This window comes from Limosilactobacillus reuteri (assembly GCF_034259105.1).
Lineage (GTDB): Bacteria > Bacillota > Bacilli > Lactobacillales > Lactobacillaceae > Limosilactobacillus > Limosilactobacillus reuteri_G.
Window position 1 is genome coordinate 1,990,504 of the sequence record NZ_CP139478.1, and the last position, 18,131, is coordinate 2,008,634.

Consider the following 18,131-nt stretch of genomic DNA (forward strand, 5'->3'; position numbering starts at 1 on the left):
GCAAATCCGAACCTAAATAAATCCCGGTATAGAAGCATTTTATAAAAAAGTGCAATTTTTAAATATTTTTTTCTTCACTAAGTTTATGCTATTTTTTTGTTATCACATAAATGGTTTTACTTTCATTTTTTCAATTACATAATTTCACAAGGCTTTTTATCCTATTTAGTGTTTTATATCAAGAAATAAAATGTTTCTACATATAAAGTAATAAATTCTAAATTTATATAGAAAATTTCTCTAGCTTTTAGAAAGCGCTTAACCACTATTAGGCACGCCAAAACTTATCTCCAACCGTTCCTCAAGATTGCCCAAACGGCCGTTATAACGGCGATTTTCCATTGCAAGATATATTTTTTTATGTTACCCTAACAAAGTATTCGAACTTAGTTAATTATGATTTCCAATCTAATTAACAAAACTCAAACGAAAGGTGGATTTGGCGTGGACGACACAAAGAATCAACACCGGAAGCATAAACTTATTGAATATGCTAACGGTAAATCGCTAGAGGAAATCAACGGAACAGTTGAAGTTCCTCGTGGAAAAGGCTTCTGGCGAACATTATTCGCTTACTCGGGGCCGGGAGCATTAGTTGCCGTGGGTTACATGGATCCAGGTAACTGGTCAACTTCAATTACTGGTGGACAGAGTTTCCAATATACCTTAATGACTACTATCTTGATTTCAAGTTTGATTGCGATGTTGCTTCAATACATGGCGGCTAAACTCGGAATCGTGAGCCAAATGGACCTTGCTCAGGCAACACGGGCACGTACCGGTAAAGCATTAGGTATTATTTTATGGATTATGACTGAGTTAGCGATCATGGCTACTGATATCGCTGAAGTTATCGGGGCTGCTATTGCATTAAACTTACTGTTCCACATTCCGTTGATCCCAGCTGTATTTATTACTGTTCTTGATGTTTTAGTACTGCTATTATTAACCAAGATCGGATTCCGGAAGATTGAAGCAATTGTTGCATGTTTGATCTTGGTAATCTTGTTTGTTTTTGCTTACCAAGTTGCTTTATCTAACCCTAACTGGGGTGGCGTATTTATGGGTCTCCTTCCATCAGCTAAGGCAATTGCCCAACATCCAGAAATTGGTGGTATTACTCCATTAACTGGATCATTAGGTATTATCGGTGCGACTGTTATGCCTCACAATTTATACCTTCACTCAGCAATTTCTCAAACTCGGAAGATTGACCACAATGATCTTGATAGTATTCGTCAAACAGTTCGTTTTACTACTTGGGATTCAAATATCCAATTATTCTTAGCATTTATTGTTAACGCCCTTCTTTTAATCATGGGGGTTGCTGTTTTCAAGACTGGCGCTGTGCAAGATAGTTCTTTCTTCGGTTTATATGATGCCCTGAATAACACTTCTATGCTTAGTAATCCAATCTTAATTGCGGTTGCTAAATCTGGTGTATTGTCAACTTTATTTGCAGTTGCTTTACTTGCCTCTGGTCAAAATTCAACTATTACTGGAACATTAACCGGTCAAGTTATCATGGAAGGTTTCATTCATATGCGGATGCCTTTATGGGCACGACGGTTAGTTACGCGGATTATTTCCGTTATTCCAGTTATTGCTTGTGTTGCTATGACTAGTGGTGAGAATACCATCCAACAACACACTGCATTAAATCTTTTAATGGAAAATTCACAGGTATTCTTAGCTTTTGCCCTTCCATTCTCAATGTTGCCATTATTAATGATGACTAATAGTGAGGTTGAAATGGGTGAATTTAAGAATAGTGGCTGGGTTAAGGTTTGCGGTTGGATCTCTGTAATTACCCTTACCTTCTTAAATCTTATTAATCTTCCTGCAACTTATGAAGGTTTTGGTATTTGGGCAAAAGGGACATCTGACGTTCTCGCATATATCACGATTATTGGCATTCTTGCTCTTCTTATCTGGACTTGTGTTGAACTCTACAAAGGGGACAAGCGCTTTGCTGCTGAAGGTAAAGGATTCGGACAACGTGAAGCTCAAATGAAAGATTCAGCTGTAGAAGATTAAAATAAAAAACTGGAAGCAAACTTCCAGTTTTTTATTTTTGTAACGATTCTTTCACAAAATGTTCATACTTGAACGGTATAGTATAGACAATCCCTAATATAAATAAACCCCTATTTTTCTTCTATACTATCCCCCTCAAAATAGCTATGAAGAAATACGAAAAGTGGTCGGCCCATAATGAGTCGGCCATTTTTTAATACATCTAGGCTCTCCATGGTATAATAGGGAACTAGATATATTACTCATTAAGTATGAGGTGAAATCATTGAATAATAAGGATAATAATCAAAACAATAATAAGCATCGTCCTACTCGAGTTGAGCTCTATGACACTCCTAAGCCAGGAGAAGAAAAGAAAAAACGTTCTTTCTTTAATCGTAAGCCTAAACAGACTACCCCTAACCATAAACATAAGACAGCATCCCCTAATAAGAAAAAGAATCCATATGGAATTTCTCGCCGGATGTTTAAGGTCATTTTAGGCTGTCTATTAGTTGTCTTAATTGCAACTATTGTTATTTTCTTAGTTAAACAACAGGACCCTGTCAATGTTGATAGTAATGACACTACTGTCTCCACAAGTACTTCATCACGCAAGAAACATAAAAAGAGCAGCAGTAGCAGTCATAAGCATCGTTCAAATCCCAATGACAGTGATGATAATGATACTCAAGATACTTATAGTATTTCAACGCCTAGTCGTTCAAATAGCACGCCTCAGACAAATCATTCAACTAACCAACAACCAACTACTAACTCTTCTTCAACTCCACAACAAAACCAACCATCGCAGGAAGAACACCATGATCAAGGCAACAATCAACAACAGTCTACTTCACAACCAGCAAGCAGCAATTCTGGGTCACAGCCTAATCAAAGTTCGCAAAGTACTAGTTCCCAGTCAAACCCGCAACCAGTTCAACCTCATTCTCAAAATAATCAACATTAATTTGGAATAAAGGGGTTGTCAATTAAAGAGGGCGTGCTATAATCAAGACAATCGATTGAAGGATATGCACCTTCAAAGTCCTCTACAGAGAGTAAGTGCCTTGAGTGGAAGCACTTGTGAGTGACAATGATGGTTGTACCACCTTCCCTTATTATTAGCCGAGATAAGGCTAGTCGGATCGTGTCCGTTACCGCACCTTAGAGAGGACATTACTAGTGTGTCCTAAAGATGGGTGGAACCACGCTAATTTTTGTTAATTAACGTCCCTGATACTTTCAACGCCGGAAGTATCAGGGACGTTTTTATTTATATTAAAGGAGAGATTTCTATGGCTCAGGTTGCTGTTATGTCCCCAGATGGATCAGTTAAGAAGATCGATCGGGATTCACAAGAAGGTTTAGAAGCATTACGTAAACTTTCTGCGTTAATGTTAAAGGCTGCATTAAAACAAGAATTTAAGGGTATTCGACTTGGTGAAGCTGTCGCTGACGAAGATGGTTTCCACGTTGATTCTGATAAAGACAATCAACAAGTTTCTGCCGACGAATTACCAGCTCTTGAAGATGTGATCAAGGGAATGGCCAAAACCGATGTTAAGGTGGAATTTGTTGAAGTACCTGTTGACGAGGCTCTTGCTGAGGTAAAAGATGATCGTTTCTCTACTGAATTGATCAATGAAAATGCTAAAGACGGTAAAGTAGCAATGTACCAACTTGGCGATGTTAAAGCCGTTGCTGATGATGATATTCTTTTGTATGGTAATGTTGTTAAAAACTTACGCCTTCTTTCTGTTGCTGGTGCTTACTGGAAGGGAATGTCCTCCAATCCTATGCTTCAACGGATTTACGGAACCGTCTTCTACAAGAAGGACGCATTAGAAGAAGATTTAAAGAAACGTCAAGAAGCTAAGGAACGTGACCACCGTGTTATCGGTAACCAACTTGATCTCTTCTTTGTTGATCCTAAGGTTGGTGCCGGTTTACCATACTGGTTACCAAAAGGTGCTACTATTCGCCGGACAATCGAACGTTACATCATTGACCGGGAAGTTGCCGATGGTTACCAACACGTTTATACTCCAGTCCTCATGAATCTTGATGCCTACAAGACTTCTGGCCACTGGGAACACTACCGCGACGACATGTTCCCACCAATGGACATGGGTGATGGTGAAATGCTTGAATTACGGCCAATGAACTGCCCAAGCCATATTCAAGTTTACAAGCACCATATTCGTTCATACCGTGATCTCCCATTACGAATTGCGGAACTTGGTATGATGCACCGTTATGAAAAATCAGGTGCTCTTTCTGGTCTTCAACGTGTTCGTGAAATGACTTTGAACGATGGTCACACTTTCGTTACCCTTGATCAAATTCGTTCTGAATTCGCTAAGATTTTGAAGTTGATCATGAGCGTTTACGAAGACTTTGATATTACTGACTACAGCTTCCGACTATCTCTTCGTGACCCTAAGAACGTTAAGAAGTACTATGCTAATGACGAAATGTGGGAAAAATCTCAATCAATGTTGAAGTCAGCAATGGACGACCTTAACCTTGATTATTATGAAGCTGAAGGTGAAGCTGCCTTCTATGGTCCAAAACTTGATATTCAAACTAAGACTGCTCTTGGAAACGACGAAACAATGTCAACTATTCAACTTGACTTTATGCTTCCAGAACGATTCGGTCTTTCCTACGTTGGTCAAGACGGTAAAGAACATCAACCAGTTATGATCCACCGTGGTGTTGTTGGAACAATGGAACGGTTCATGGCTTACTTAACAGAAATTTACAAAGGTGCATTCCCAACTTGGTTAGCTCCAGAACAAGTTCACATCATCCCTGTTAACGAAGAAGCTCATGGTGAATACGCCGATGACCTCGCTAAGAAGATGAAGGCTGCTAACATCCGGGTTAATGTCGACCACCGGAACGAAAAGATGGGCTACAAGATTCGTGAAGCTCAAACACAAAAGGTTCCATACACTCTTGTTGTTGGGGACGATGAAAAGAATAACAACGGTATATCTGTTCGTAAGTACGGTGAAAAGGAACAAAACGAAATGAGTCAAGAAGCATTTATGAATGAAATTCTTGAAGATATTGCTTCTTACTCCCGTGAAAAGTAATTAAAACTAAAAATGGCTTTATCACAACTTTGTGAAAGTCATTTTTTTATTTTAAATCCTAAATTTCAAGAATAAGTTAGCCACTGGACTCAAATAAATAATACTGACCAATTGATTATTGGTTGATGGAGCTGTGATATCTCTTGGTAGAAGGCCTTACGATAGATATCCATTGACGAATGTCCATTAAACATAGCTCGTGGATAGTGATTCATCCAATCATTAGTCGCTATGATCTGAGCACTACTATAGTTATTTATAGCTTCACCTTTGGTAATCTCCTTGCGGAGAAACCGGTTATTGATCTCATTGGATCCACGTTCCCAAGGGGAATACGGATCAGCATAGAAAACATGATCGTGAACTTGTGTTAACTCACTAAATTCTGAACCGTTGTCAGAGGTTATTGTCTTAAAGATGCGATAGTAAGCATCTGTGCCCATTTTCTGGCGTAAATTTATAAAGAACTGATTTACTGCATGCGCAGTTTTACCAGCAATTTTACTCGTGATATTAACTCGTGAAAGGCGATCAGTCATTACTAGTACAACACTGTCATTACCGTTTTTCTGTCCCTGAACTGTATCTAGTTCCCAATGGCCAATTTCGGACCGTTGGTCCGCAGTTTGAGGTCGTTGAGCAATATTAGGCCCTAAGCACCTTTTAGCTTGCGGATGAGTTCGATGATGCTTACGTTTAGGTTTTTCAAAGAGGTCTAAATTGGACGTACGAAGCACACCCTCATTAATCCATTGATATAAAGTTACAACCGACTTTGGGATCAGGGTGCCATCATTCATTAAATCTCGAGCCTTATAAATAACCGCTTGTGGGGAGTAATGGTGGTCGTCAAACTCACCAAGCATTAGCTGATCAGCTAATCGTAAAAATTGCTTTGAAGAATAATATAAGCGACGACGACCAGAATGGCGGTGATGTTCAAGATATGTGGCCTGACCAGCTTCATAACTATAGATGTAGTAAGAATATTCGTAAATCTTACCATTAGATTTTTGACGACGAAGTTGGCGGACCGTACCACGGTTGAGCTCGTTATTAATTGTTTGATGATTAACTCCTAATTGGCGACCAATTGCGCGATTGGAAAGTCCTTGCGACTTTAAAGTCGCAATCATCACACGTTCTTCTTTAGTAAGATGAGCATTCTTTTTATGAGTAGTCAATAAACTAGTAGACATGGTATCATTTAAGTGCGTCATTTGACGGACATCCTTTCATATAGGTTTGGTTCACTTAATATGATACCTGATGTCACGCCGAATGGCGTTTTTTATTTACCACCAACTGGGTGGCTAACTTCATTCTATAATCCACCTTTTATTTTAAATTTTATAAAAGTGAAATTTTTAGCATAACTTTAACCACCAAAAATAAACCGTTTTCGAAGTATTCGTGAAATTTTGGACAACCGAAAATTAGTAATTGACACTGATTCTCAATGGCTTTATAGTAGTAAACGCTCGCTTCTGAGCCACTAAATTTAATAATCAATTATTCTAAAAACAAAAAATTACTTATTTTGGAGGTATATGATAATGTCTACGATGAACGATTTATTTAAAGCAATGGGTAAAGCTACTGAAGAGCATCACGCTAGCGGACTTTCATTTGAAGCAAAGACTGATGCACCTGCCGGTATCGGTCAAGGTATCCTTAACGTTCGCAAGTAATTTTAAAAGGTCATGATTAGGAATTTTCCGATCATGACCTTTTTTATTTATCCTTAATAGCCGAAGCAAATATAAACATAACTAACCCCAGGGCAAATAGAACACTTAATGAAGCTACACCGATCGTCGATTTACCAGTCCATTGAGTAACGATTCCGACAATAAAGGGACCGAGAATTGCGGAAAACTTCCCAAGGATATTATAGAAACCAAAAAATTCACTACTGTCATTTTTAGGAACAAGGCGGCCGAAGTATGATCTACTAAGTGCTTGAAGTCCGCCTTGGCTTGTCCCAACTAAAATAGCTAAAATCCAAAAATCAATCAAAGTTTCTAACCGTAAAGCATAAAGACAAATAAAGAAATAAACGATAATGCCTAACATAATAATTCGCCTCGTAGAAAATTTGTTAGCGAGCCAACCATACAAAAGTGAAAATGGAACAGCAATTAACTGAACTACTAACAAAACCACCATCAGCATCGTTGTTTGAATCCCTAAGTCTTTACCAATAACTGTTGCCATCGTAAAGATTGTATCAACACCGTCAATATAGAAGAAATAGGCAACTAAAAACCATGTCAACTGCTTATATTGATTAATATGATGCATAGTTCTTCTCAGACGGCGCAAACTATCGATAAAAGGATTTGTCATACTGTTGACGCTATAACGTTGATGATCATTATAAAGGTGCAAGTAATGAAATAATAAGCGTACCAAAACTATTTGCGCATCCCCATAGCGCTGTCGAATTTGCTGCACTAACACCGGCATGATCAGCTACTGCTTTGAAATAAACTGGTAAAACAGCGGTCACAACTAAAATTCCATAACCAGAATTTGCCCAATCATAAAAAATCCATTGCCATTGTTGTCTTGTAAACTTCACAACGTCACCTCAGTCTTTAAAGATTGCATCAATTGCTTGTCCGGCAGTTGGAGTCGGATAATGTAATCCTAATAATTTAGCAAATGTCGGTCCTTCATCAACCAGGTGAGCATTTTCAACAGTCGCACCACCCTTGATTTGTGAACCGGCAAAAATAGCGGTAGTGAAGTAATTTGCTTGTGTTGGCCCGTAACCATGGACCCCACGATAGCGATCATGAGTTCCAATTGATTCCGGATCAACTTTTTCGACAATCGCTGGCCTGTTTACCTCATCAGTGAAATAGTATCCTGGTTTGGCTTCGACGAGGAATGTGCACTTAGGATCTGCGCCCCGTTTGATCGCCGTTGCGTTATTATAGATTCGCTCAACTCCTTCGACACCAGCAATCATTTGCTTAAGTTTTCCTCGGTCTACGGCGCCGCGAGTATAAATATAAGTTTCTCCATCGCAAGTTTTAGCGGTGACTTGCCAGTTATTTCGATAGGTGCTTTTCTTTCCAAGAGGGTGAAGCAGTCCTTGTTGCGCAAATAGCATATTCAAATGAATCATCTTATCAACATTAATTTGATAGTGATCTCCTAAAATTACAAAGTCTGTTTGCGCATAAGTACCGGTATCTTTCGTCGCTTGAATTATCTTAGCTACACGTTTATCTAAACGGTGTAATGCTTCTTTAGCTTGTGGTGACCGAACCCCATAATGGTGACGCATACTATCCATATCAACTAAGTGAATCAAGGTTAAGTCCGGTTTTTTATTTTTAATCGTATCAACCGCACATGCTGTTACAAAATCGTCAAGCCACGGCTGCTTAATTCCGTGCCGTAATTTACCATATTTCTTATTCATCTCATATAGAAATAACGGGCTACTTGCCTTTAACGAAACCAGTACTTGATTTGTCCAAATTCGATTAGGAAAGATTTCTGCAAGGTTATAATCAATCTTACTGCCAGCAGTCACAGGCCACAAAAAGGCAGCGGTTGTTAAGCCCTTTTCTTTTGCAACATCATAGAGGGGTATCGATTGAATATCTTTTCGATACCAGAACCAGTCAGGCGATTGCCGGCGTGGCTGCAATTTAGTATTATTAACAATTCCATGCACAGCTGGATACTGACCGGTAATAATCGAAGTATGGGATGGGTAAGTTAATGTTGGAAAGATTCCTTTAACTTTTTACCCAGGTTCCTTTTTTATTAAACTCGCTAATGTTGGTGTTAATTGACGTAATTCGTTTAGATCACGAAACCCTAGTGAATCTAGCGAAATAACAATTAGCTTATGCTGTTTCATTTGTTCATCTGCTTTCTTTTCAAACTCATTAGCTATTTTAAAATAAATTATTGTTAATAACTAGTTTTGAAGCGAAATTTGATTCACAGTAATTTTTAATGTAAAATTAAGTTTCAGTTTTCAGTATTTTATGAAAGGAATCATAATCATGCAAAATCAGTTACCCAAGGGAAAAGAGCATGAGAAAACTCTCGGCCTCTTCGACCTTTCTATTCTAGGTATTGGCGCAATCATCGGAACTGGAATTTTAGTTTTAACTGGAATTGTCGCCGCGGAAGATTCAGGCCCCGCAATTGTTTTCTCTTTTCTGATTGCTGCTCTTGCCAGTGGTTTAATTGGTCTCTGTTATTCAGAATTGACCACTAGTTTGCCCAATTCAGGAAGTGCCTTTTACTACGCGTGGGTTTCAATTGGTAAATTTATGGCGTTCCTTGCTGGATGGACGCTGATTGGGGTCTATGTTACTACTACCGCTACAGTAGCCAATGGTTGGACTGGGTACGTGCAATCATTTCTTGAAGTTCTCGGAGTTAATTTACCACATAAATTACTGGTCACTCCTGCAGCTGGTGGTTATGTAAATCTCCCCGCCGTCTTGATGATCCTTTTTATGACGATTATTCTGACACGGGGAACTAGTGAAAGTAAACTTGTTAATAACTTCTTGGTTGGTGTCAAAATCTTTATTATTGTTCTATTTATCGTTGTTAGTGCTCAACATATTAATCCAGCTAACTGGCACCCATTTTTACCATATGGATACAAAGGAATTTTCACAGGAGCATCTGCTGTTTTCTTCTCCTTCCTTGGATTTGATGCATTAGCTACTTCTGCTGAAGATGCTAAAGATGTTGATAAAAATATTCCCCGGGCAATAATTTTATGTTTAGTCATTTCAACGGCCCTCTATATTTTAGTTAGTCTTGTTATGACGGGAGTTCTAAGCTATAAAGATTTGAATGTCTCTGAAGCTATGTCATATGTTCTTTTAGCTAAAGGTCATAAATACGTGGCTGAGATTGTTTCGCTTGGTGCTGTTTTAGGAATTATGGCTGTTGTCTTCGCATTCATCTATGCTGGTTCAAATATCATGAAGTCAATGAGTCGAAGTGCTTTTCTTCCTCAAGGTCTCGCTAAAGTTAACGATAAAACTCAAAGTCCTAATCGTGCTATTTGGTTAGTCGGGCTTCTCGCAGCTGTCCTAGCTGGAGAATTTGATCTCCATTATCTTGCATTAATCGCCAACATTGGATCATTGGTTGTCTTTGCTTTGATTTCGCTTATCGTAATTATCTTACGGTACCGTTACCCAGAATTAAAGCGACCATTTAAGGTACCTTTTGGCAACGTTATTCCTGTGCTATCAGTATTGATCTGTATTGTTTTACTAGTAAGCATCTCACTCAATGCTTGGTTAACATACTTATTATGGTTGGTAGTCGGACTAGGAGTGTACTTCTGCTATTCTCTTCGCCATGCCAACGAATTTAACTTCCAAGATGAAAGTGATATCCCAGGTAATTAAAATTTATTTCTAAATAAATTATGATAGACCTCTACATTGATCCAGAATGTTAGAGGTCTATTTTTATCCTATTTAACACTTCGATTTTGACGAGTTGTTTCCGCTAAGTGAACTAAATTAGTAACAAAATTATGGGTTTTGGCTTCATAATTATATTGGCGCCCCAGCTTAACAAAGTAACCATTGATATAATCAACTTCCACTGGACGATTATGACTCATATCTTGGTACATTGATGGATAATGATGCGGACAGCCAACTTTAGAAACATAATTCACACTTTCTAACTCTTCTGCTCGCGTATTAACCAATTGTACCCCTGCACGTTCACAGACATCATATGCTTCATCGATCAATTGCCGAGATAGTTCATCAGCTTTATCAAACGCCGCATATTCACCCATTGTAATTTCAAACATAGTGCAAAGGGTATTAACAACTGAATTAAAGACTACTTTTGCCATCAACGTTCCCATAAAATCATCTTTAAGGGCTGGATTAAAGTTTGCTTTTTTGAGTTCTGCCATTAACGCTTGTGTCTTCTCATCAGGCTTTTCAGTATAATTTGCCCAATTAGTCGTCCCCATCCCTCGTTCTCCAACAAATTCAACTTCACCAGGTTTAGTTAAGATAGTTGCTACTAAGGCAGTTCCAGCAACTACCTTTTCTTCGGGGAAATATTTCAATAATTTTTCAACATGTCCCATTCCATTCATCGCTGTCATTGCATATTGATCCTTCAAGAAATGTTCACAACGTTTTAACATATCATCTAACTGCATTTGTTTTAATTCAAAGAAAACAAAATCAGCATCTGTAGCATTGTATTCTTCAGGTGTATAAACATTAACGGGAACAAGGTGTCTATTTTTATGCTCGCGAGTTACATAAACTCCTCCTTGTTCTTTCATCTTGTTGTAATGTGGTAACCATCCTTCAACAAAATCAACTTCATTACCTGCTTCTTGTAATAGAACACCAAACCGTAATCCCATTGCACCTGCACCAACTACTGTAAATTTCATAATTCTCTCTCCTTTTTTATGACTAATCGAGTAGGAGATAATTGATTAGTTCAATTATCGACCTCTCACACCACCGTACGTACGGTTCCGTATACGGCGGTTCGACAACTTAATCACATTGAATTGACTGGAGCGTCTTGGACATATTCATAAGTCCGAGTTGTTCCAGTTTTCTATTAGTTAGAGAATAGCTCAAGGTTTTACTATGTGCAGTTCGCCAGTAGCCCTTTCGGGTACTAGCGAAGACATATGCATCACGCTGGGACATCCCCAACTTCTGTAAGTTAGTTACCTTAGTTTTAAACTTTTTCCATTGCTTCCAAATATACTGCCTTATTCGGACCCTCAACCACTTGTCAAGGCGTTGAATAAAGTTAGTTAGTTTCCCAATTGAGTAGTACTGAAGCCACCCACGCATTTTTCGATGAATTTCTTCAAACATTCTTGTCAGAGATATTCCACGATTACGTTTAGTTAATAACTTCAGTGCTTTCTTTACTCGTTGTTGCGATTGTTTAGCTGGACGGGCGTAGGCCCCATTGTGGTCTACACCCAACGAAAAGCCAAGAAACTTCAACCGTAGCGGGCTACCGACTTTGGTTTTATCTGGGTTCACTTTAACTTTCAAGCGCTTTTCTAGAAACTGGGTAATGCTTCGCATTACTCGTTCTCCGGCTCGTTGACTTTTAACATAGATGTTACAATCATCCGCATAGCGCACAAAGTGGTGACCACGTCTAGTCAACTCTTCGTCCAACTCATTTAGATAGATGTTCGCCAGTAGTGGTGACAATGGCCCTCCTTGTGGGGTTCCTTTTTCACTCTTAGCGAAAAGCCCATGGTCTAAGACTCCGCTAGTTAGAAACTTACGAATGAGTCTTAGTGTCCATGGGTCATCAATATATTGTTGGAGATACTTAATCATCAAGTCATGATTAACGTTATCAAAATAGGCTTTTAGGTCTAAGTCGACAACTCTTCGATAACCTTGATTATAAAGATCTACTACTTTTGAAATAGCGTCATGGGCCCCACGGTGGGGACGGAAGCCAAAGCTATTATCAGAGAAAATACGCTCAAAGATAGGCGTAAGAATTTGGGCTACAGCTTGTTGAACCATTCGGTCCACCACCGTTGGTATTCCAAGTCTTCTTACTCCCACCATTAGGCTTCGGAATTTCTACCCGTTTGACTGGAGCTGGTTTATACTTGCCCTCACGCAAACTAGCGATCAGTTCCGTCTTATTTTCTCTGAGATATGGCAGAAGGTCATTGACTGTCATATCGTCAACGCCTGCTGCTCCTTTATTTCTCTTAACTCGCAAATAAGCCTGATTAAGGTTATTGCGATCCAAGACCAGGTCTTGGATAGTGACACTCATACCTTTACCTTCACCATAACCGGTACTACGCGCCCTTGTGTACTTTCGGTTTTCCAAACCTATCCTCGACAAGCGGTCAGCTTGTTGTTCTGTTTTCTGCGATTGTCGCACCTGATTACACCTCCGATATAAGTTACAAGTTATTGTCGTTCAGTCCTTCATCTGATTATTCAAACTACTATGACCTCGGCTGACTTCTGGCTTACTCAACACTGCATCACTGCACCGCTTGTTTCTGTGGAAATTAAACTTATTCCTCTTGTCGGAAACGTGTAGGCCAGATCTCCCCGGGTAAGAATATTAGCTTTCGTACCATGTCATCGTTAGCTTTACTGAGACCAACTTCGAGTAGTATTGGACTTCAACTTGTCTAGCAGCCTTATCCAGTTAATTTCAGCCTTATAGCTACTTCTTGTTCATCGATGCAGTACTTTGCCTTAGACTTCCTTCAGATTCCACCTCACGGTGGACACCCTTGTCCTCAGCTCATGGTTCCGACTACTACGGCCCATAGCGGACTTTCACCACCTAGCTAATACCCATGCCGGGCGCACTAAAAAAGCGTCCTTAGATTAAACAACTTAACCTAAGGACGCTTTTTGCGTGGTACCACCTTAATTTGCCAATAATTCGCATTATTAGCCTCAAATGTTCAATGTTTCCATTAAACACATCAGCTATAATGGGCTGATCCCACCATTAATTACTAATTTCATCATGGCACTCAAAGTGATTTTCATTATAAGCAGGTTATCCTTTTCCATCAACCAAGGACTCTCTGCTAATCCACTCATAATTACTCTTCTTTTCAACGTGTTTTTATAATCATATTTTAATTTTTATCTAATTTAATACTTTGGGATGTAAATGTCAAGGTTTATTTTTTTCATAAATTATCTTGACATTCATATTTCATCCGCGTATTATAATGTCAAATAAATGAGAAACAGCTTAGAAAAGATGAGTAATCTTAGAATCTTATTACAGAGAATCACGATTGATGAGAAGTGACATAAGAGACTGAGATGAAGATGGTCTTGGAGCTTCACGAATTACGAGTATTTTATATAAGTAGTTCACGATTGACGACCGATAAAACGTCTGGGTATAGCTTCCATCAGTGTACCTATTGAGGATAGTATTGTAAGATACTATCAAATTAGGGTGGTAACACGTTAATTAACGATTGATTAATCAACGTCCCTAGGAAAAGTAGAAATATTTTTCCTAGGGGCTTTTTTATTGCTTCAATTCTTGAACCCATCATAAATAGAAAGGATCGATTTACTATGACTGAATTCACTACACGTACTACATCACCATTTCGTTATGACATCGTTGGAAGCTTCCTTCGTCCTCAAGAGTTAAAAGAAGCTCGCGCAAAATTTGCAAACGGCGAAATAACACAAGCAGACTTAACAGCTGTTGAAGATAAGGCAATTATTAATTTGATTAAACAAGAAGAAGCTGCTGGCCTAAAAGCAGTTACTGACGGTGAATTCCGGCGTAGTTACTGGCATTTAGATTTCTTCTGGGGATTGCAAGGAGTTAAACATGTTAACCTAGAGCATGGTTACTTTTTCCATGATGAAGAAACCCGAAATGATTCTGCTCAAATTAGCGGAAAAATTTCCGGCGAAAACCACCCCTTTGTCGAACATTTCAAATTTACACAAGCCCATGCCTCTGATGGCGTTCAAGTTAAACAAACCATTCCTGCGCCAGCACAATTTTTAGAAGAATTTCTTCGACCTGAAAATCAAGCTAATGCTAAAGAATTCTATCCCAACCAAGAAGATTTAGATCATGACGTTGCAGCTGCTTATCATCAAGTGATTGAAGATCTCTATGCTGCTGGTTGTCGTACTCTTCAACTAGATGACTGTACATGGGGAATTTCTGTTAACGCCTTTGCTAACCTAAAGAAAAAAGACCCCAATGCTGATGTATCTCAACTTAAGGCCCTTCAAAAGCGATTCTTAAAAGTAAATAATGAGGCAATTGCTAATTTACCTGCCAACTTAACAATTAATACCCACGTTTGCCGCGGAAACTACCACTCAACGTGGGCTGCTGCTGGTGGTTATGGACCAGTTGCCGACACGCTATTTGCCAAGGAAAACGTCAATGCCTTCTATCTCGAATATGATAGTGAACGTGCTGGCGGATTTGAACCACTTAGCAAAGTTCCTGATGATAAGTATGTTGTTCTTGGTTTAATTACTTCAAAATCAGGTAAACTTGAAAATAAGGAAGCAATTATCAAACGAATTCATGAGGCTGCGCAATTCCATCCATTAGATAAGCTCTGTCTTAGTCCTCAATGTGGCTTTGCATCAACTGAAGAAGGAAATATTTTAACAGAAGAACAACAATGGAAAAAGATTGCACTTGTTAAAGAAATTGCTACAGAAGTTTGGGGATAATTTAAAATGAATAGTAGCAGGGACTCAAGATACTTTTGAGAGTTCCTGCTATTTATTCTTCTCCCACTAAAGTTCCCACCTTGGGTAGATTTGCCAATACACGGTCTTTATGTGGAGAAACCTTATACAGTGCATTCGTTAAATCATAACCGGCTTGATATCCATGATGAATCCCATTTTTCCAAGCAGGACTATGAGTCACATCGTAAACAATTCCATCGATTGCAATATATGCAGCTGCTCCATTCTGCCCATTATATTTACGCAACTCATCTCTGGTAAATGTTTGATTTGCCATCCAACCTACTCCTTAATCAGCCAATTTTCCGACAACTGTTAACTTTTTTAGAATTTCATCTTTTTCTTTTGAACGGCCAAAAACGACTTCCATTAACTCTTTTATGCTGATTCCTTTTTTAGGAGCATCTGTAATGTCATAAACTAACCCATCGATTGCCATGTAATGTGGCTTTTCACCATCACCATTATATTTAGCCAATTCATCTCGTGTAAATTTTTTCTCAGCCATGAGTTGTTCCTCCTAAAGTCCATTATTATTTTAAATATAACACTATTATTTAATAAATAAACTAAAAGCACTCCAATGACTAAAAAAGCAACAAGTTAATTTTATAAAAAATAAAAAAGACTAAGATAAACCCAGCCCTTCTTACACTAATTGTCCTACTAATGGTAATTTAGCTAATACGCGATCCTTATGTGGCGAGTAATCAAATAAAACATCTGTCAAATCCAATCCTGCCTTGTTTCCATGGTGAGTGCCATCTTGCCATGCTGGAATATGCGTTACATCATAAACACGATTATTAATTGCTACATAAGCTGGATTCCCGTTTTGCCCATCATATTTTTTCAATTCTTCTCTTGTAAATGTCTTTGCCATAATATTCCGCCTCCTTATTTGATAGTGTCAATTCAATATCCTCACTATACCATGGAAGCGCACACAAAAAATTAATAATTACCTCACTTTAACGCAAAATTACTACTTTATTAGTATTTTCTTCACAATTAATCTAATATCATATCTAAGTGCGGAATATTATCTTCAAGGTAAACATCTGAAATCGGCTTAAATCCAAACGATGCGTAAAACTCTTTAAGATATGCTTGAGCTTAAATTTGAATTGTCTTATTTGGGAAAAGACGCTTAGTTTCATCGATCGTTGCCTGAACTAGCTGACGTCCGTATTCATGTCCACGAAATTGCTTTAAAACTAATACTCGTCCAAAAGTGGCATGAGCCTCATCTTTGTTCATAATTCGCGTATAACCCACTAATTCTCCTTGCTCGTTATTTAACATTAAATGGTGAGCTTGATAATCCTGTTCATCGATTTCTTGATAAGGACATTCTTGCTCAACAACAAATACTTTTATCCGTTCTTCCGCCAATTTGCACCATTCTTGAGCTGTCATTTCGTTTAATGTTTTTACTTCAACATTCATATTAAAAAACTCCTAAAAAATAAAAGAGTACTAACCAACTTCTTCATGTCATTGTGACAGGCCCTAGTAGAAGATGGCTAGTACTCTTAATGTCTTCAATCCGGGGACTAAAGACGAGTCGTTAGTAAATTATTCGGTATCAGTATACAATGGATTAATTTATCTTGCAATTAGCGATTTAATACCAGGCAGGTTTATCCCCGTCTGTATTTGGTTTATTCACACCAAAGTTTTTTCGTGCATATGGTGCCGGATCATCAATAATTTTTGCTACAAAATTACCAATTGACTTTCGCGAGACCTCGGTACCTTTGAATGATTCCCCTTTTGCAGTCGTTTCGTAATCAACTTCATCCTTATCCGTTAACCAAGCTGGACGAATGATCGTGTAATCAAGGGTTGAATTTTCAATTACATCGGCAGCACTGCGATAAGTTCCTAAATAGCTATCTTTTTGGCCGCCACCTAACATTTCATTATTCCACTTACCAAATTTACCTGGAACTTCATCATAGATTCCAATCGAAGAAATCCAGACTAATGGCTTTACAGCATATTTTTCCATCAAACTAACAATGTTTTTAGCTTGTTGCGTAATTTCAGGATTACGTAGATTAGCATAAACCACATCTGCTCGTTCAATTGCTGGCTCTAAATCACCAATATTTAGGACATCCCCTCTAATAACTGTTTCTCGATTTTCATCGACAACATTCATATTTTGTGGGTGCCGGGTAAATAGTAATAATTCATCATTGCCATTTGCTAACAATGCATCAATTGCGTGTCCAGCAATTTTTCCCGTTGCACCTAGAATCAAAACTTCTTTTGCCATTATTTCTACCTCCTCGTAAATTCTACTTTTAGTATACAATTCTCTGTACCAATTAAAAGTAAGTACATATAAGTAAGGTAGTTACACTCAGGTAAGATATGATTGATGGACAAGTAATCGGTAAAATTTTATTTTTTAGTATATTTTTTGCCCCACTGGTTAATTGACCTAATTATTGGTACCAAACTTTTTCCTACTTCTGTCAATAAATATTCAGTCTTAGGCGGCACTGTCGAATAAACACGCTTTTGTATAATGTTCGCTTCCTCTAAGTCCTTTAATTGAAGAGCCAACATTCTCTTTGAACAATCTGGAATTAATTTTTGCAACTCCGAAAAACGACAAGGCTCATATTTACTAATTTGATATATAATTACGCTTTTCCATTTTCCGTTTATTAACTTAAGCGTATTTTCAATTGGACAATCTTTTTCGACCATTTTTCTCCTTTCTCTGGTGAAATAA

At 38.3% G+C, this 18,131-nt stretch carries 13 protein-coding genes, 4 pseudogenes and 2 other annotated features; of the genes and pseudogenes, 6 read left to right on the forward strand and 11 right to left on the reverse strand.

The features are described 5' to 3' along the window. The first annotated feature begins 396 nt into the window (after positions 1 to 396). From SH603_RS10890 to thrS, 3 genes are all read left to right on the forward strand, one after another. Positions 397 to 2,037: an Nramp family divalent metal transporter gene (locus SH603_RS10890; RefSeq protein ID WP_321533955.1), complete on the forward strand. Its 1,641-nt coding sequence runs from the start codon at positions 397 to 399 to the stop codon at positions 2,035 to 2,037. A gap of 265 nt (positions 2,038 to 2,302) precedes the next feature. Continuing rightward, positions 2,303 to 2,986, forward strand: coding sequence for a hypothetical protein (locus SH603_RS10895; protein ID WP_169473116.1), 684 nt, complete (start codon positions 2,303 to 2,305; stop codon positions 2,984 to 2,986). A 328-nt stretch (positions 2,987 to 3,314) separates the two neighbouring features. Further along, a complete protein-coding gene (gene thrS / locus SH603_RS10900) occupies positions 3,315 to 5,120 on the forward strand; it encodes a threonine--tRNA ligase (protein WP_169471667.1) in 1,806 nt (601 codons plus the stop codon). Positions 5,121 to 5,209: 89 nt separating this feature from the next. On the opposite strand, the gene SH603_RS10905 is transcribed toward thrS, so the two are convergent. Continuing rightward, a complete protein-coding gene (locus SH603_RS10905) occupies positions 5,210 to 6,340 on the reverse strand; it encodes an IS30 family transposase (protein ID WP_013923736.1) in 1,131 nt (376 codons plus the stop codon). 336 nt (positions 6,341 to 6,676) lie between these two features. Between SH603_RS10905 and SH603_RS10910 the strand changes: the two genes are divergently transcribed. Next, positions 6,677 to 6,811 (forward strand): hypothetical protein, encoded by a 135-nt coding sequence (locus SH603_RS10910; RefSeq protein WP_013923897.1) that lies wholly within the window; start codon positions 6,677 to 6,679, stop codon positions 6,809 to 6,811. Between the two features lie 43 nt (positions 6,812 to 6,854). Here the strand turns inward: SH603_RS10910 and SH603_RS10915 are convergent. Together SH603_RS10915 and SH603_RS10920 are read right to left on the reverse strand one after the other, a co-directional pair. After that, positions 6,855 to 7,704, reverse strand: a pseudogene (locus SH603_RS10915) (MFS transporter). A gap of 9 nt (positions 7,705 to 7,713) precedes the next feature. After that, positions 7,714 to 9,003 (reverse strand): annotated as a pseudogene (locus SH603_RS10920) (alkaline phosphatase family protein). Positions 9,004 to 9,133: 130 nt separating this feature from the next. Between SH603_RS10920 and SH603_RS10925 the strand changes: the two are divergent. Then, positions 9,134 to 10,528: an APC family permease gene (locus SH603_RS10925; RefSeq protein ID WP_080549743.1), complete on the forward strand. Its 1,395-nt coding sequence runs from the start codon at positions 9,134 to 9,136 to the stop codon at positions 10,526 to 10,528. Positions 10,529 to 10,596: 68 nt separating this feature from the next. Here the strand turns inward: SH603_RS10925 and SH603_RS10930 are convergent, their stop codons facing one another. After that, a complete protein-coding gene (locus SH603_RS10930; protein ID WP_169471668.1) occupies positions 10,597 to 11,553 on the reverse strand; it encodes a ketopantoate reductase family protein in 957 nt (318 codons plus the stop codon). A gap of 109 nt (positions 11,554 to 11,662) precedes the next feature. Continuing rightward, positions 11,663 to 13,046 (reverse strand): annotated as a pseudogene (gene ltrA, locus SH603_RS10935) (group II intron reverse transcriptase/maturase). A gap of 474 nt (positions 13,047 to 13,520) precedes the next feature. Continuing rightward, positions 13,521 to 13,756 (reverse strand) — a binding site (T-box leader). A gap of 122 nt (positions 13,757 to 13,878) precedes the next feature. Next, positions 13,879 to 14,143, forward strand: a binding site (T-box leader). An 81-nt stretch (positions 14,144 to 14,224) separates the two neighbouring features. Between ltrA and SH603_RS10940 the strand changes: the two are divergent. After that, the gene (locus SH603_RS10940; RefSeq protein ID WP_169473572.1) at positions 14,225 to 15,361 is read left to right on the forward strand and encodes a 5-methyltetrahydropteroyltriglutamate--homocysteine S-methyltransferase; all 1,137 of its coding nucleotides are present in this window, start codon (positions 14,225 to 14,227) and stop codon (positions 15,359 to 15,361) included. Between the two features lie 52 nt (positions 15,362 to 15,413). Here the strand turns inward: SH603_RS10940 and SH603_RS10945 are convergent, their stop codons facing one another. The 6 genes and pseudogenes from SH603_RS10945 to SH603_RS10970 all read right to left on the reverse strand — a co-directional run bounded on the left by SH603_RS10945 (position 15,414) and on the right by SH603_RS10970 (position 18,106). Beyond that, complete coding sequence (locus SH603_RS10945; RefSeq protein ID WP_169473574.1) at positions 15,414 to 15,659, reverse strand: cytochrome b5 domain-containing protein; 246 nt, start codon at positions 15,657 to 15,659, stop codon at positions 15,414 to 15,416. A 12-nt stretch (positions 15,660 to 15,671) separates the two neighbouring features. Beyond that, a complete protein-coding gene (locus tag SH603_RS10950; protein WP_003665104.1) occupies positions 15,672 to 15,890 on the reverse strand; it encodes a cytochrome b5 domain-containing protein in 219 nt (72 codons plus the stop codon). Between the two features lie 141 nt (positions 15,891 to 16,031). Next, positions 16,032 to 16,265 (reverse strand): cytochrome b5 domain-containing protein, encoded by a 234-nt coding sequence (locus tag SH603_RS10955; RefSeq protein ID WP_169471652.1) that lies wholly within the window; start codon positions 16,263 to 16,265, stop codon positions 16,032 to 16,034. 128 nt (positions 16,266 to 16,393) lie between these two features. After that, positions 16,394 to 16,831, reverse strand: a pseudogene (locus SH603_RS10960) (GNAT family N-acetyltransferase). 178 nt (positions 16,832 to 17,009) lie between these two features. Then, entirely contained in the window at positions 17,010 to 17,666 is a 657-nt protein-coding gene (locus tag SH603_RS10965; protein ID WP_169471654.1) for an NAD(P)H-binding protein, read from the reverse strand. A 128-nt stretch (positions 17,667 to 17,794) separates the two neighbouring features. After that, the gene (locus SH603_RS10970) at positions 17,795 to 18,106 is read right to left on the reverse strand and encodes a winged helix-turn-helix transcriptional regulator (RefSeq protein ID WP_169471661.1); all 312 of its coding nucleotides are present in this window, start codon (positions 18,104 to 18,106) and stop codon (positions 17,795 to 17,797) included. Between the last annotated feature and the right edge of the window lie 25 nt (positions 18,107 to 18,131).

What these genes read in the sequence shown, in the direction of transcription:
- SH603_RS10890 (WP_321533955.1), top strand. Translation starts at nt 397, where the DNA reads ATGATTTCCAATCTAATTAACAAAACTCAAACGAAAGGTGGATTTGGC.
- thrS (WP_169471667.1), top strand. Translation starts at nt 3,315, where the DNA reads ATGGCTCAGGTTGCTGTTATGTCCCCAGATGGATCAGTTAAGAAGATC.
- SH603_RS10905 (WP_013923736.1), bottom strand. Translation starts at nt 6,340, where the DNA reads ATGACGCACTTAAATGATACCATGTCTACTAGTTTATTGACTACTCAT.
- SH603_RS10910 (WP_013923897.1), top strand. Translation starts at nt 6,677, where the DNA reads ATGTCTACGATGAACGATTTATTTAAAGCAATGGGTAAAGCTACTGAA.
- SH603_RS10925 (WP_080549743.1), top strand. Translation starts at nt 9,134, where the DNA reads ATGAAAGGAATCATAATCATGCAAAATCAGTTACCCAAGGGAAAAGAG.
- SH603_RS10930 (WP_169471668.1), bottom strand. Translation starts at nt 11,553, where the DNA reads ATGAAATTTACAGTAGTTGGTGCAGGTGCAATGGGATTACGGTTTGGT.
- SH603_RS10940 (WP_169473572.1), top strand. Translation starts at nt 14,225, where the DNA reads ATGACTGAATTCACTACACGTACTACATCACCATTTCGTTATGACATC.
- SH603_RS10945 (WP_169473574.1), bottom strand. Translation starts at nt 15,659, where the DNA reads ATGGCAAATCAAACATTTACCAGAGATGAGTTGCGTAAATATAATGGG.
- SH603_RS10950 (WP_003665104.1), bottom strand. Translation starts at nt 15,890, where the DNA reads ATGGCTGAGAAAAAATTTACACGAGATGAATTGGCTAAATATAATGGT.
- SH603_RS10955 (WP_169471652.1), bottom strand. Translation starts at nt 16,265, where the DNA reads ATGGCAAAGACATTTACAAGAGAAGAATTGAAAAAATATGATGGGCAA.
- SH603_RS10965 (WP_169471654.1), bottom strand. Translation starts at nt 17,666, where the DNA reads ATGGCAAAAGAAGTTTTGATTCTAGGTGCAACGGGAAAAATTGCTGGA.
- SH603_RS10970 (WP_169471661.1), bottom strand. Translation starts at nt 18,106, where the DNA reads ATGGTCGAAAAAGATTGTCCAATTGAAAATACGCTTAAGTTAATAAAC.